Genomic DNA, 15,218 nt, shown 5'->3' on the forward strand with positions numbered 1-15,218 from the left:
CTGCCAGGAGAGACCGCATGGATGCGGTCGAAAGGCTGGGCTGGAACAGGGATGTTCCATCCCAGCCGGTCCGTCAGGCGGACGAATGACGTGAGGGTACCGCGTCAGCGGCGCGAGGACACTCGGCCCCTGCGCGGCACCAGATTGCGTTATCACCTTTCGCTCAACAGACAGCTTTCAACGCTACAGCAAGTGCGCACTCCTTGCGCACCGCTTCTCTTACAACTTAAAGCTCTGCACCACCAGCTCCAGCTGCACGCTCTGCTCTTCCATCGCGCGCGCGGCAGCCGACACCTGCTCGACCAGTGCGGCGTTCTGCTGGGTGCTGCCATCCAGCTGGGTGATCGCCTGGTTAACCTGCTCGATGCCCATACTCTGTTCGCGGCTGGCAGACATGATTTCACTCATCAGGGTGGTCACACTGCTCACGCCCTGCATCAGCTCATCCATGGTCTGTCCGGCTTGTTCCACCAGTTGGCTGCCGGTATCGATATTCGCCACCGACTCCTCAATCAGCTTCTTAATCTCACGCGCCGAGTTCGCGGAACGTTGCGCCAGATTACGCACTTCTGACGCCACCACGGCAAACCCACGACCCTGCTCACCCGCTCGGGCCGCTTCCACCGCCGCGTTAAGCGCGAGGATATTGGTCTGGAAGGCGATGCTGTCAATCACACTGATGATATCCACCACTTTACGGGATGAGTGATTAATCGCCCCCATGGTGGTGACCACCTGACGCACCACATCCGTTCCGCGCGCCGCCACCTGCGAGGCGCCGTCCGCCAGTTGATTGGCGTGGGTGGCATTGTCGGCGTTCTGACGTACCGTGCCGGTCAGTTCTTCCATTGAAGCCGCAGTTTCAACAATCGAACTGGCCTGCGACTCGGTGCGAGCAGACAGATCGGCGTTGCCGCTGGCAATTTCACGTGAGGCAGAGGTAATTGCCAGTGCGCTGTCGCCCACCTGACGCATCAACCCCTGCAGATACTCAATAAACTGGTTAAAACTTTGCGCCACCGCGTTAAATTCCGGGCTGTTGCTGGCAGGCAGACGCTGAGTTAAATCCGCGCCGCCAGTCGACAGCGCTTCGATATTGCGATTCAGCAGGCTAAGACGTTTCATCATGGCGCGCACAAAGCCGAGCAGCACCAGCAGCAGAATCACCGCCAGCGGGATCTGCACCAGGCCGAGGCGAGTCAGCATGCTGTGGGTTTGCGCATCCAGCAAACTGGACGGCACATCGCTGGCGAGATACCACGGGCTACCGGCAATCGCCTGCAGGAACAGCGTGTGCTCGCCATCTTCGCCTTTAAAGGTGGTTTGCGTAGGCTGATTACCTGCCTGGCTCAGCAGACCTTTCAGCGCACCCGCCATCGGCAGTTGCGTATCCGCGAGATTTTCCAGCTTCGGTGCGCCTTCCAGCAGTGCGGCGTTGCCCACCACTTTGCCATCCGCTTCAACGATCAATACACGTCCGTGAATGGCGTCGCCCATCTGTTTCGCCAGTTGGTTGAAGAAACCGAGCGTGACGTCGATGGTTGATACCCCCCACACCGTGCCATCACGATAAATCGCCATCGCACAGTTGGTTCGCGGCTGCGGGCTGGCCGCATCCTGATAGGCTTTAGCCCAGGCACATTGCCCTTTGGCCGCGGCCATACCGTCTTTGTACCACGGCTGCTCCCAGTATTTGTCCGCTGCATCGGAGTTCCAGTAGGTGTTGACCTGTAACTGGTTGCTGGCGTTACGGGCGAAGAACGAACTGTCTTTTTCCTTCGCCGGATCGCGACGATTAGGCAGCGGCCAAATACCGCCGCCAAACACGTTGCTGTCCTGATACTGGTTCACCAGCGCAGGTAGCAAGTTGTCGATGGCCGCGCTATCCATCACGCCTGCGGCTTCGGTAATGGCACGTTGCTGCGCCTGCACGCGGTTCATCTGCTCGACGATACGTCCCGCCAGGCCATCCACTTCATAGCGCACCAGACGGCTTTCGTTTTGCGTTAACTGCGGAGCGATAAACTGATTGATCACCACCACGGTAACCAGCATCAGCACCACGAAAAATGCGACCAGCGTCGCGGTAAAACGAGATTGTGTAGTTTTTAACATCGATGTGCCCTTACCCTGGTTGGCGAGTTGCCTGATCGAGGTTAACGGCGTGTTGCAGGGGAACTTGAGGTGCGCCAGATCACAAAAATGCAAATAGTTGATTTAGGTGATCATTAGGCGGGTGACTAACGTTGCGCTTACTGAGTCGCGTGCGGGCAACCGCCCGCAGAGAGGGCTATTGCGGCGGATCCACCACTTCCTGACGTGGTCGAAATACATGGTCATTACCTTCTGCCTGCAAACGCTGCAGCAGCTGTTGTCCACCGCGATCGTCGGCCTGAGCAAACTGACGTTCCGCTTCGGTGATTGGGGTGGCCCACAGCAGATTCGGCCGATCGCCATCGCGCTTGGGCAGTCGGAACTGGGCACCTTCCGGTGCTAAGCCATTGGCCAGCAGGAAACTCTCGAAGCCCACTGGCGCCACTTCCGATGCCAGCGTATGCCCTTCGCCAATCCACGTCAGGCGCGCCCACGGCAAGTGCGCGAATTCCGCCAGCGCGCTGGCCATCTGCACCGCATTGGCTTCGGTCATCACTTCGCCGTCCACTGCCATCGCCAGCTCAACACGGCGGTACTGCGGGGCCAGCTCATCAAACAGGTAATCCACTTGCGGCATGGGCCGAATCCCCATACCCAGCGTGAGAAAAACCCACACGCCATTGTGCCAGTGCTGAGAGATTGCCATTGGCGGCCAGCTCCCCTGATCGATGGCGTAATACTTTACCGACTCACCAAACTGCGCCTGGTAGCACTGCATCAGCTCATGCTGCACAACATCCCATAAATGGCCGTCATGCCAGTCACGCCAGAAGTGCCGCTGCTGCTCGGCGCGAGCATAGTAATCATTGGTGGAGGCGGAGCCGAGCGGCGCGGTCAGGCGATTCTCTTTGATGCAGCCCGCGGAGAAACTGACCTGCTTATCCTGATACAGACTCCAGCCAGGGATCACCGCCAGCAGTTGGCCGTAATACCACAGGGCTGCGCCGTCATCACTCGGTTCCCACAGAATCTGTAGACCGGCAGGATCGAGCATCGGCTCGGCTTCTAAGGTGCGGCAATACTCTGCGCTGAGCAGGGGCGCAATGCCCTGCTCCATCGCTTCACGATCTTCACGCGCCGGTGCAGGCAACAGATTGCGCAGCCAGCAGCCGCGCACCGCATACTGGCTGCGAAACAGATCGTTCGGCCAGATGTAAAAGTAGGCCGTGCGCGCATCCTGTTCGACGATAGCGGTGAGTGTGTTTTGCTGATTTGGCACCTCAGCAATCAGAGGTTGGTGTGTCATAACGCCTCGACAAAGCCTTGAGGGATCCATTTTCCCTGAGAATAGAGCAGGATCGGCACTCGCACCACGTGACGCAAGGGTAAAACTCTCAAAGTGCAGTCAGAAACCGTGAGAATGGCTGATGAATGCCAGCACAACGCCCTGACAAACTTCAAATTAATTCGCGATTCATTTGCCGCCTCGCATGCTATTGTCTGCACATTCCTCCTTGCGGAGCTGCTCAGCATGGTGCTGCAAAACCTCGATTTGAACCTGCGCGATGTCGTGATTTTCGCGATTTTGGCGTGGCTGTTTCTTCGCTATACATGGGTGATGTCAGCGCTCACGTTCATGCTCGGTGGTGCGGTACTCTTGGTGTTGTTACCCATCGACATTTACTACAGCTTGTTGCCATTAGCGCTGCTGGGAGTGGGATTAGGGATGCTGCTTCATCATTATCAGCAGCGCCAGCTCACCCTTAAACGTGAAGCCCGCACACCGCGCACCTACACCAAAAAGCAGGACGAGCTGCATTTGTAGCGTTAGCGTCCCATGCGTTGCATGGCGCGGGAATAAGCCCCGCGCTGAATTGACCAGCGCAGCAAACCGGCAATCACCGCGATCTCTTTATCCACGCGCCACTGTGTCAACGGGCTGATCGGCTGCTGAATTTGCTGTTGCGCCCAGTCCGGTAGCAATCCCATCCCGGCTTTTAGCATCACCCGCATCGCCGGTTTCGCCTGCCAGCTTGGAGCCGGTGCATTGATTAGTAGCTGCATCACTTCCAGCGTGCGTTCATCGCAAATCAGTTCCGGGCGCATGGCTTGCAGATAAGCGTCCACCGCCTGCACCGTTTTCGGTACCTTTTCCGCGCCCAGCGCTTCGGCGATGAGCGCCGCTTCATCGTAATAGCGATCCTGCTCGGCCAGCGAGAGCTGCGGATTTTTATAGCGCAGATGCGCGGCGAGGAAGCGGCTGGTTTCCGCCACGTGCACCCAGGTCAGTAAATGCGGATCGCTGGCGGCGTAAGGTTGCCCGGCGTTATCAATACCGGTGACGCGCAGGTGGATACCTTTAACGCGCTCGATCAGGATGTTGGCATCCTGCGTGTTACCAAAGGTGGTGACAGCGATGAACTGGCTGGTGCGCCGTAAACGGCCCAGCATGTCCTGACGAAAATTAGAGTGATCCCACACGCCCGCCAGCGCTGCCGGATGTAGCATTTGCAGCATGAGTGCGCTAATCCCACCGCACAGCATCGAAGGAAAATCGCCGTGCACACGCCAAATCACGTGATCGGGGCCAAACAGACCCGGATCGCCCAACGGTTGCGAGATATCGAATTCGTTCAGTGCGAGGCCATTCAGGCGAAAGACTTGCTGTTGAATGCGGTTACGAAGATTCATGGTGTCTGGATGATGAGCTGATTGATGTGGAAGGCATAAATGCCAACCCTACAAACCCGGCAAGCAGAGCATTGCAGGAGCAGCACTCCGGCCAACCCTGCAAAACCTGGCAAGCATGGCGTTGTAAGTTCAGCATAAATGCCAACCCTGTAAAATCTGGCAAGCAAAGCATTGCAGGATCAGCACTCAGGCCAATCCGGCAAAACCTGGCAAGCATGGCATTGTCAGATCGGTTTTTAGGTCAACCTGACAACACCCCGTCAGCATAGCATTACAGGGACAGCATTCCTGCTGACCCTGTGCCAAATCGCACTAACGTTTACAGATAATCAAACTGCCCGTCTCGCGTGCGGACCGAATCCAGGCCAATCATCACATTGAATTTGCCCGGCTCGGCGACATGCTGCATTTTTTGATTCCAGAATTTCAGTGCATCCACATCAATCTTAAAGCTTACGGTCTGTGACTCGCCCGCTTTCAGCATGATGCGTTTGAAGCCGCGCAACTCCTGCACCGGACGGCTGATGCTGGCCACCGGATCGTTGAGATACATCTGTACCACCGTGGCACCATCACGTTTGCCGGTGTTGGTAACAGTGACGCTCGCTTCAACGGATCCATTGCGCGGCATGGTTTTGGCGGACATTTTCACCGGCGAAACGGTGAAAGTGGTGTAGCTCAGACCGTAACCAAACGGATACAGCGGGCCATTCACCGCATCGTAGTAATGCGAGGTGTACTTGTTCGGCTTCGCGAAGTTGTACGGACGCCCGGTTGGCAAGTGGTTGTAGTAAATCGGCAGCTGGCCCACGGAGCGCGGGAAGGACATCGGCAGTTTGCCCGATGGGTTGTAATCGCCAAACAGTACATCAGCAATCGCATTACCCCCTTCGGTGCCGCTGAACCAGGTCTCTACCATCGCATCCGCGATACGATCTTCATTCACCACCGTCAGTGGACGGCCATTCATCAGTACAATCACCAACGGCTTGCCGGTCGCTTTCAGCGCCGCCAGCAGTTTTTGCTGGCTTGGCGGAATCACCAGGTCACTGCGGCTGGAGGCCTCATGCGCCATCCCCTGCGCTTCGCCCACGGCAGCAACCACCACATCCGCTTTCTTCGCCTGGGCAACGGCTTCATCAATCAACTCCTGCGGCGAGCGTTTATCCACGCTAACCGCCTGCTCGTAGAGGTTGAGGAAGTCCTGAATACCTTTGTTATCGGTGATGTTGGCCCCTTTGGCATACAGCACGGTGCCTTTGCCCGCCATCGCATTGCGCACGCCCTGCAGCAGCGGAATCGACTGTTTCGCCACGCCTGCGGCTGACCAGCTGCCCATAATGTCACGCTGGCTGTCGGCCAATGGCCCCACGAGCGCCACTGTGGCGTCTTTTTTCAGCGGTAAGGTTTCATGCCAGTTTTTCAGCAGCACAATGCTTTTACGCGCCACGTCACGCGCTTCGGCACGATGCAGACGGCTCTCGGCATTGGTGTCCTGCGGATCGCTGCCTTTTGGCCCCAAATGGCTGTAGGGATCGTTAAACAAGCCCATATCATATTTGACGTTCAGCACGTGACGCGCTGCATCGTCGATCTCTGCCATGGTAACAGCACCACTCTTGACCAGCCCTGGCAGGTATTTGCTGTAGTACTCATCGCTCATACTCATATCGATGCCGGACTTCAGCGCAATACGCACCGCATCCTGCGGATCGCTGGCCACGCCGTGTTTCAACAGCTCTTTGATCGCGCCGTGATCGCTGATGGTGATGCCTTTAAATTTCCACTCACCGCGCAGCAGGTCTTTCAGCAACCAGCCATCCGCCGTCGCTGGCGTGCCGTTCAGTGAGTTGAGCGCCACCATCACGCCGCCGCTGCCCGCATCCAGAGAAGCTTTGTACGGTGGCAGATAATCCTGGAACAGGCGCTGTGGGCTCATATCCACGGTGTTGTAATCACGTCCGCCCTCCACTGCGCCATAAGCGGCGAAGTGCTTCACGCTGGTCATGATCGAATAACGGTCGGCGGCGCTTTTGCCCTGCATGGATTTCACCATCGCGCTGCCCATTTGTGAGGACAGGAAAGTGTCTTCTCCGAAGCCTTCAGACACACGTCCCCAGCGCGGCTCGCGCGTGACATCCACCATCGGCGCCCAGGTCATATTGAGACCATCATCGGCGGCTTCATAGGCGGAGATGCGCCCGACTTCACCGATCGCATCCAGATCCCAGCTGGCTGCGAGGCCGAGCGGGATCGGGAAAATGGTACGCTGACCGTGCACCACGTCGTAGGCGAAGAACAATGGAATTTTCAGGCGGCTGAGTTGCATCACCTGATCCTGCATCGCGCGAATATCCGGACGCGTCACGGTATTGAAGATTGCGCCAACCTGACCGTGCTGGATCATGTCGCGAACCGCCTCTTTTGGCGTGTCTGGCCCCACGCTGATCAAGCGCATCTGCCCGATTTTTTCATCAAGGGTCATTTTGCCGAGCAGCTGATTAACAAAGGCGTCACGCGCCTGTTCAGTCATCGGATGGGGGCCAAACAGGTCATCTGCGAAGGCAGGCTGTATGGCAAGGGAAACAGCGAGGCTAACAGAGCAAATCCATTTCATCAGGTCGGGTTCTCTTAAGTGACTGCGCAATATCGAAATAACCGGGCCAGTGTGCCACAAGTTCAGGATAGCAGGTAGCCACCGATGTCACACCGCGACCATGCCGTTGACGCGTGCTAAAGTAGATGCGCAACGTTAACGACAAGGACAGGTTCATGAATAACAACACCTCACACCCTACACTGCTGGCTGAATTGCGCCGCCTCGTCGGCCCTTCACACCTGTTAACCGAGGCGGAACAAACCGCACGCTATCGTAAGGGTTTCCGCTCGGGTGAAGGCGATGCGCTGGCGGTGGTGTTCCCCGGCTCCTTGCTAGAGTTGTGGCGGGTATTGCAGGCGCTGGTGCAGGCCGACGCGGTGATTCTGATGCAGGCCGCCAACACCGGCCTGACCGAAGGCTCGACGCCCAACGGCAATGATTACGATCGTCCAGTGGTAATCATCAGTACTTTGCGCCTCGATAAATTGCAGCTGATCGATGGCGGCAATCAGATTCTGGCCTTCCCCGGCAGCACCCTTTATCAGCTGGAAAAAGCCCTTAAGCCGCTGGGACGTGAACCGCACTCGGTGATCGGTTCCTCATGTATCGGCGCGTCGGTCATGGGCGGGATTTGTAATAACTCCGGCGGTTCGCTGATCAAACGCGGTCCGGCCTACAGCGAAATGGCGCTTTATGCGCAGATTGATGCCGACGGCAAACTCAAGCTGGTCAATCATCTCGGCATGGATCTCGGCCACTCGCCGGAAGAGATGCTCGGTCGACTGGATGACGATCGCTGGCAGCAGAGCGATGTGCGCTGGGATGAACGTCATGCTTCGGATCATGAATATGCAGAACGCGTGCGCGATATCCATGCGGATACACCCGCTCGCTTCAACGCCGATGAGCGCCGCCTGTTCGAGGCTTCGGGTTGCGCGGGCAAACTGGCGGTATTCGCCGTGCGTCTTGATACCTTCCCCACCGAACCGAAACAGCAGGTGTTTTATATCGGTACTAACGATCCGGCGGTATTGGGCGATCTGCGCCGCCATATTCTGGCCGAGTTTAAAAACTTACCGGTAGCGGGCGAATACATGCACCGCGACATTTTCGATATCGCCGAAGTGTACGGCAAAGACACCTTTGTGATGATCGACAAGCTCGGCACTGACAAAATGCCGCTGTTCTTCACGCTGAAAGGTCGGGTGGATGCCTGGCTGGGTAAGCTGAGTTTTGTTAAACCGCACTTCACCGATCGCGTGTTGCAGCGCATCAGCGGTTGGTTACCTGCCCATCTGCCGAAACGCATGAAGCAGTATCGCGATAAGTTTGAACATCACCTGATGCTGAAAATGTCCGGTGAAGGCGTAGCGGAAGCGCAGGAGTATTTGCACGAATACTTCCGCGAAGGCGGTGGCGAGTTCTTTGCCTGTGACGGCAAGGAAGGCGCACATGCTTTCCTGCATCGCTTCGCCGCTGCCGGTGCCGCGGTGCGCTACCACGCGGTGCATGCGGATGAAGTGGAAGATATTCTGGCACTGGATATCGCGCTGCGCCGCAACGATAGCGACTGGTTTGAACGTTTACCCGCCGAGTTCGACAACGATCTGAGCCATCGCCTCTATTACGGCCACTTCTTCTGCCATGTATTCCATCAGGATTACATCGTGAAGAAAGGCGTGGATGCGCATGCGTTGAAGGAGAAGATGTTGGCAATTCTGAGCGAGCGTGGTGCCGAATATCCTGCCGAGCACAACGTCGGGCATCTTTATCAGGCGAAACCGCAGTTGCAGGCGTTTTATCGTCAGCTCGATCCGACCAATACCTTTAATCCGGGGATTGGTAAAACCAGTAAGCAGAAGGGATGGGCGGTGAAGGCTTGATTAAACTAATGGGCGGCCCGAGAGCCGCCCATTGGATTATGACAGTTGCTCGCCTTCATCCTGTGCTGCGGCAGGTATTGCCCGACGTTCAATGATCATCGTCTGCGGTGTCGAGAGCACAATGCCCTCTTTACGCAAGCGCGTCAGAATATCGAACAGCAAGTCACTCTTGGCGCTGGAGATCTGACGCTGGCCCGCCACGTTGCCGGTGACGCTCAACACGATACCCGCAGAGGTCAAATCCTTGAATGAGACGGATGGCTCAGGCGTTTCCAGAATACGCTCGTTCTCCTGGTAAACCTCCAGCAGAATCTCACGCACGCGCACCGGATCGATATCCAGCGGGAAGGTCAACATAATGGTCACCACACCCTGTGCATTGCCCATGGTGGCGTTACGCACGTTCTGTGAGATGAACTGTGAGTTCGGCACTATCACCGTGGATTTATCACTCAGCTGAATCTCGGTGGCGCGCACATTGATACGGCGAATATCCCCTTCAATGCCGCTGATACTCACCAGATCGCCCACTTTCACCGGGCGCTCGGTTAACAGAATCAAACCGGAGATAAAGTTCTTCACTATCTCCTGTAAGCCGAAACCGATACCGACCGACAAGGCGCTGACGATCCACGCCAGTTTGTTCCACTGCAGGCCCATGATCGACAGCGTCAGCAGAATGATCAGCACATAGCCGATATTGCTGAACAGCGTCACCAACGATACGCGCATGCCCACGTCCATGGTGGTTTTGGGCAGGAAATCTTTATCCAGCCAGCGACGCACCGAACGCAGCACGTAGATGCCCACCACCAGACACAAAATGGCATTCACCATATGCGCCGGCACGATGTTCAGTGATTCCAGACCTTTGCCGCCCCAGAACTCAATCACTTTCTGGATCAGTTCGATCGGCGTTGAAGAGGCGAAGGTGCCGTTCAGCAGCGCCAGCACCACAATCCCTATCAGTGCGGTTTTACCCATAGCGCCCAGCAGCGTAGCCGCCTGCTGCAGATGACGTTCATCAATGTTCAATGACGTCTGCAGACGTTTGCCGGTGGCGTTGTTAGTGGAGAAAAGGCTTTCACAGCCGTCATTGATCAAATGGCTAAGGAAGTAGAACGAGCCAAACAGAATGCCGCACCAGATCACTTCATAACCGAGGAAGCGGGCCAGCGTGACATAACCGATGATTAACGAAATCAGAATCGCCAGCGCGGTCAGGGTTAACGCGAGTTGAACCAGGCCAACGATGGTCGGTCGAGCTTCCGGCGCATTGCCCTCTTGCACCATACGACGACGTACGCGATTAGTGCGCATGCTGATCGCCATACCGGTGGTGCCAATCAGCAGCGCCGTCAGGCCGTTCGCGAAGATGGTGGTATTGAGACTGGTGCCGACGCTGTAGTTAAAGGACTCTGCCGTCTGGAAAAGAAACACCAGTCCTGCCGTAATCGGCGGGAATGGCTTGAGCGCCTGCGCCACTTCATTGGAGATACTCGGCAAGCGCCAGCTCGGACGACGCGTGGACAGGAAGGCGCGGCCTAATCCGGCGATCAAACCGCAATAGACGCTGAGTTGCACCAGGCGCTCAACAAAATCCTGCACGTCAGTTGAAACTTCATCACGGCGAGTAAATGCCAGCGCGATAAAGTTGAAGGTCAGCACCACGGCCGCCAGGGTAGTTAAGGCAATTGCCGCAGCCAGGAAGCTACGACGCAAGCGCCCTTCTGGCAGTTTATTTATGCTCACCCAAGCCAAAAACTCTTCGCTGTAGCGACGACCCAGGGTCATGACCAGCATCGCCGCAATCAACCAGCCAATGGTGCCGAAACGCCAACCGGGTTCCCAGGAGAGCGCCGCCGTGTCCTGCAGTTCAGCGATAAAATCACTGATCTTCTCACCGTCCAAATCCTGACGGCTGACCATCGGTGCCCAAAAACGCGGCCCCAGGATACTGCCAGAGTTGAGCGCCAGCTGGCTTTTCAACTGGTCACGACGCAGGTTGACGATCTGCGAGGAGAGCACCAGCGCACCATTTTTAATGCCATCGGCCTGCTTGATCTGGTCATCCAGCTTGCTTTTCTGGCTCTCCAGCGAGGCGCGCTTGCGCGTCACTTCCGGCGTCTCTTTCACTCCGCTGTCCGGTTTCGGTGCCGGACCGAGAACCGCTAACTGTGCATCCAGCTGCTGCCCTTGCGGGATCAGCGCCTGGCTGAGGGTTTCCGCGTTGCCGGATAACTCCAGCGCCATTTCATTCAGCTGGTTCAGCTGGTTTTCATTGGTATCGCCTGAAACCTGACCTTTGATCTTGTCGAGGATTTTCTGCATTTTCGGCAGCTCAACCGCCGGATTGACCTTGGGTGCGGCGTCCTCTTGCTGAGCCGCGGCGGCAGTGTTGTCATCCGCGTAGCTCAGTGCCGGGCTTAACAGCACCAGCAGCAGTATAAATGGGGTAAATAGCGAACGAAGCTTGTACATATGAGTGAGATTCCAGCGCAATGACAGCCGATAAATGCCAGTTAACTTTAGATGGCGGCCAGTGTAGAGCGTAGCCGAAGCGGAAACTATAGGAATGAAGCGCGAAAACTTTGGTGCTAACGATTAGGGATTTTTTTGGTCGTTCGGGAGTGCTTATCCCGCCAATCGGAAGCACTCACAGACGCACAATCCATTGTGCATCTGTGAAGGGAAACAGACGTCGTGATTACTCGTTGCTGGCCGTTTGCGACGATTTCTGCTTCTTGTAGGCCAGCGCCGCTGCCGGAACCGGCGCCGCTTTGCCGGTTTCCAGCCAGTCACGCAGACGGTTGGCATCGGCAAAGTGGGTGTACTTGCCAAACGCATCCAGCACCACCAGCGCCACCGGACGGTTGTTGATCACCGTGCGCATCACCAGGCAGTGGCCGGCTTCATCGGTATAACCGGTTTTGGTCAGCGCGATACGCCAGTCGTTTTTGTACACCAGGTGATTGGTGTTACGGAACGGCAGCGCATAGTTCGGATGTTTAAACACCGCTGTATCTTCTTTGGTGGTGCTCAGTTCACCAATCAACGGATATTGACGCGTGGCTTTTGCCAGCTTAATCAGGTCTTCCGCGTTCGAGACATTTTGAATCGACAAGCCCGTCGGTTCAACATAATGAGTGTGCGTCATGCCCAGCGCACGCGCTTTGGCGTTCATCGCGCGGATAAAGGCGTCATAACCGCCCGGATAGTGATGCGCCAGGCTGGCGGCAGCACGGTTTTCCGATGACATCAGCGCCAGCAGCAGCATATTGCGGCGGCTGATTTCACTGTTCAATTTGACGCGCGAGAACACACCGCGCATCTCTGGCGTGTGGCTGATATCCACCGACAGCATCTCGTCCATCGGCAGTTTGGCATCCAGCACCACCATTGCCGTCATCAGCTTGGTGAGTGACGCGATAGGCCGCACACGATCCGGATGGCTGGAGAACAGCACTTTATTGGTTTCAAGATCGACAATCATGGCACTGCCGGAGGCGATTTGCGGTTGGGCAATCGGCGCCAGATTAGACAGCGCAGCAGGCGCGGCCAGTGCCGGAGTGACAGCTGCCGGTGCGGCGACAAATAGCGCCAGCGACAGCAAGGAAATACGCATTTTTACAGACATCGTGTCAAAAAAATCCGGTAAGGAGTTTTGCGCCGTGTTTAAGACACAGGCCGCGCGCATCAAACCAGACGGGATGCGGGCTGGCAGCAGCATAATACGCGCTTATCTGCGAAATTTCTTAGGTAGATTGTTTCTGAGCGTTAAAAAAACGGGAGACCTAATGGCCTCCCGTTCACGGTGTCATTGCAGGTTAGAACAATCGTGGTCCGTAACCCCACAACACCACGGTCAGTGCCAGCAGCACTTCAAACACCAGCACACCAATCGCCAGTGTCGATCCTGAGAAGCGCATGCTCTCTTCACGATCAATATTGAGGAACACCGGAATGCCGACGTACAGCAGATAACCGGTATAGAGTAACGCCACCGCGCCGACCAACACACACAGCCACACCAGCGGATAAAGTGCCACCAGCCCACTGATAAACAACGGGGTGGCGACATAGCCGGCAAACACGGTACAGCGCTGAACGCTGGGACGCTGCGGATAATCGCGCGCCATCCAATGAATGACGCGACCCATCACCGCCACGCCGCCTAAGATAATCAGATAGAAAAGAATGCCGAGACCGATGCCCGTCAGCAGGTTGAGTTGTACGAACTGCCCTTCGCCCAGATTCCAGCCCAGTTGTGTGGTACCGATAAAGGCACAGATCACCGGGATCGCTGCCATCATCAAAACATGGTGGGTGTAGTGGTGCGAAACGCTCTCATTTTCTTGCTTGATATCGCGCATTTCCTGGTTAGGATGCGCCAGAAGACCCCAGACATGATTCATAAAATCACTCCTCTGATGCGATGGGCTGCCCCTTCAGCGATCAGGCCATGCAACTCAGGCAGCTTCCCTTCAAGTATAATCGGGGCTGCTGTTTTTGCGGACAGCGGCACAAAAAAAGCTGCTGGCGTATAAACTGTTACCTGAATCACTCGCGACAGGGAGGAAAATTTGCATCTCGATATCAATGGATTAATTACCCAATACGGCTATCTCGCCTTGCTGATCGGCTGTATCGCGGAAGGGGAAACTTTTACCCTGCTGGGCGGCGTGGCGGCGCATGAAGGCCTGCTGCACTTCACCGGCGTGGTTCTGGCCGCGATGATCGGAGGGATTATCGGCGATCAGCTGTTGTTCTGGCTGGGCCGTCGCTACGGCACGCGCATCCTGCGCCGTTTCCGTAAACATGAAGACACCATTCGTAAAGCCAATCGCCTGATTCAGAAGCGCCCGAGTCTGTTTGTGATTGGCGTGCGCTTTATGTACGGCTTCCGCATTATTGGCCCGATCATCATCGGTACCAGCCGGTTAAAACCGCTGCGCTTCTTTGTGCTCAACGTGATTGGTGCAGCACTGTGGTCGCTGATTTTTGTCACCCTCGGCTACTTCGCCGGGGAGATCATTACGCCGTGGCTGCATAAGCTCGACCAGCACCTTAAACATTTGCTGTGGTTGGTGGCGGCGATTGTGTTCGGCATCGCACTACGTTACGTGATTCGCCGCTGGAACCGCCGCCGGGCGGACTAATGGTGATAGCCTTTAAACTGCGGGTTGGCCAACATAAAGCCACCGTCAACAATAAACGATTGTCCGGTGGTATAGGTCGCCCATTCCGAACACAACCACGCCACTAAACTTGCTACTTCACGCGTATCGCCGGGACGTCCAATCGGAATTTCCGGCATACGTGTGCTGCGCGCCTGATCGTCAGTCAGATGGTTCATCGCGGTGGCAATCGCGCCCGGCGCCACGGCATTCACCAGAATGTGATGGGGCAACAAACTTAACGCCATCGATTTGGTCAGACCGCCGAGCGCATGTTTCGCCGCGGTGTAAGCGGTGGCATCCGGCAACGGAGTGTGTTCATGCACTGAAGTGATGTTAATGATGCGCCCACCATCGCCCTGATCGACCATATGACGGGCAGCGATCTGTCCGCAGATAAACGAACCATCCACATCGACGCTGAACGTTTTCCGCCAATCTTCAAAGGTGACATCGAGAAAATCAGCTTTCATCATCACGCCCGCGTTGTTGACCAGTACGTCAATGCGACCCAGTGAATTGATGAGCTGCGCCAGTTGCTTGCCCCCTTCTTGCGGATCGGAGAGATCCAGCTGCCGCACCTGTGCGGTTTGCCCTTTACTCTCGACCAGTCGCGCCGTTTCCTGTGCCCCGCTTCATCTGAGCGCCAGGTGATCCCTAACGTGTAGCCCGCTTCAGCCAGCATGACGGCACAGCTGCGGCCAATGCCGGAATCGGATGCGGTAACCACGGCCACTTTCTGTTTGCCCAGTGCCATAACATTCTCCTGCGTGA

Annotated in this window: 10 protein-coding genes and 1 pseudogene; 3 read left to right on the forward strand and 8 right to left on the reverse strand. The window is 56.3% G+C overall.

Translation table 11 applies throughout. From position 1 onward, the window contains the following. Positions 1–219: 219 nt before the first annotated feature. Complete coding sequence (locus LH22_RS15745; RefSeq protein ID WP_038648042.1) at positions 220–2,115, reverse strand: methyl-accepting chemotaxis protein; 1,896 nt, start codon at positions 2,113–2,115, stop codon at positions 220–222. Positions 2,116–2,290: 175 nt separating this feature from the next. After that, on the reverse strand, positions 2,291–3,400 hold the full coding sequence (locus LH22_RS15750; RefSeq protein WP_038648045.1) for a suppressor of fused domain protein: 1,110 nt from the start codon (positions 3,398–3,400) through the stop codon (positions 2,291–2,293). A 114-nt stretch (positions 3,401–3,514) separates the two neighbouring features. Between LH22_RS15750 and LH22_RS15755 the strand changes: the two genes are divergently transcribed. Beyond that, positions 3,515–3,919 carry a hypothetical protein gene (locus tag LH22_RS15755; protein ID WP_240474664.1) on the forward strand — a complete coding sequence of 135 codons (405 nt, stop codon included), beginning with the start codon at positions 3,515–3,517 and terminating at the stop codon, positions 3,917–3,919. Between the two features lie 2 nt (positions 3,920–3,921). Here LH22_RS15755 and LH22_RS15760 read toward each other — a convergent pair whose 3' ends face one another. Together LH22_RS15760 and bglX are read right to left on the reverse strand one after the other, a co-directional pair. Next, complete coding sequence (locus LH22_RS15760; RefSeq protein ID WP_038648048.1) at positions 3,922–4,785, reverse strand: oxygenase MpaB family protein; 864 nt, start codon at positions 4,783–4,785, stop codon at positions 3,922–3,924. A 319-nt stretch (positions 4,786–5,104) separates the two neighbouring features. Next, positions 5,105–7,402 carry a beta-glucosidase BglX gene (gene bglX / locus LH22_RS15765; protein WP_038648050.1) on the reverse strand — a complete coding sequence of 766 codons (2,298 nt, stop codon included), beginning with the start codon at positions 7,400–7,402 and terminating at the stop codon, positions 5,105–5,107. 155 nt (positions 7,403–7,557) lie between these two features. On the opposite strand from bglX, the gene dld reads away from it, so the two are divergent. Continuing rightward, the gene (gene dld, locus LH22_RS15770; RefSeq protein WP_038648053.1) at positions 7,558–9,267 is read left to right on the forward strand and encodes a D-lactate dehydrogenase; all 1,710 of its coding nucleotides are present in this window, start codon (positions 7,558–7,560) and stop codon (positions 9,265–9,267) included. 36 nt (positions 9,268–9,303) lie between these two features. Here dld and LH22_RS15775 read toward each other — a convergent pair whose 3' ends face one another. The 3 genes from LH22_RS15775 to LH22_RS15785 all read right to left on the reverse strand — a co-directional run bounded on the left by LH22_RS15775 (position 9,304) and on the right by LH22_RS15785 (position 13,682). Then, positions 9,304–11,748, reverse strand: coding sequence for a DUF3772 domain-containing protein (locus LH22_RS15775; RefSeq protein ID WP_038648056.1), 2,445 nt, complete (start codon positions 11,746–11,748; stop codon positions 9,304–9,306). Positions 11,749–11,974: 226 nt separating this feature from the next. Further along, complete coding sequence (gene pbpG, locus LH22_RS15780; protein ID WP_038650212.1) at positions 11,975–12,904, reverse strand: D-alanyl-D-alanine endopeptidase; 930 nt, start codon at positions 12,902–12,904, stop codon at positions 11,975–11,977. 190 nt (positions 12,905–13,094) lie between these two features. Further along, entirely contained in the window at positions 13,095–13,682 is a 588-nt protein-coding gene (locus tag LH22_RS15785; protein ID WP_038648059.1) for a Yip1 family protein, read from the reverse strand. A 168-nt stretch (positions 13,683–13,850) separates the two neighbouring features. Between LH22_RS15785 and LH22_RS15790 the strand changes: the two genes are divergently transcribed. Next, positions 13,851–14,426: a DedA family protein gene (locus LH22_RS15790; RefSeq protein ID WP_038648061.1), complete on the forward strand. Its 576-nt coding sequence runs from the start codon at positions 13,851–13,853 to the stop codon at positions 14,424–14,426. On the opposite strand, the pseudogene LH22_RS15795 reads toward LH22_RS15790, so the two are convergent. Beyond that, positions 14,423–15,201, reverse strand: a pseudogene (locus LH22_RS15795) (SDR family oxidoreductase). The gene LH22_RS15790 and the pseudogene LH22_RS15795 sit on opposite strands and share 4 nt — an antisense overlap. Positions 15,202–15,218: the final 17 nt, after the last annotated feature.

Origin of the sequence: Pantoea rwandensis (assembly GCF_000759475.1) — a bacterium.
Taxonomy (GTDB): domain Bacteria; phylum Pseudomonadota; class Gammaproteobacteria; order Enterobacterales; family Enterobacteriaceae; genus Pantoea; species Pantoea rwandensis_B.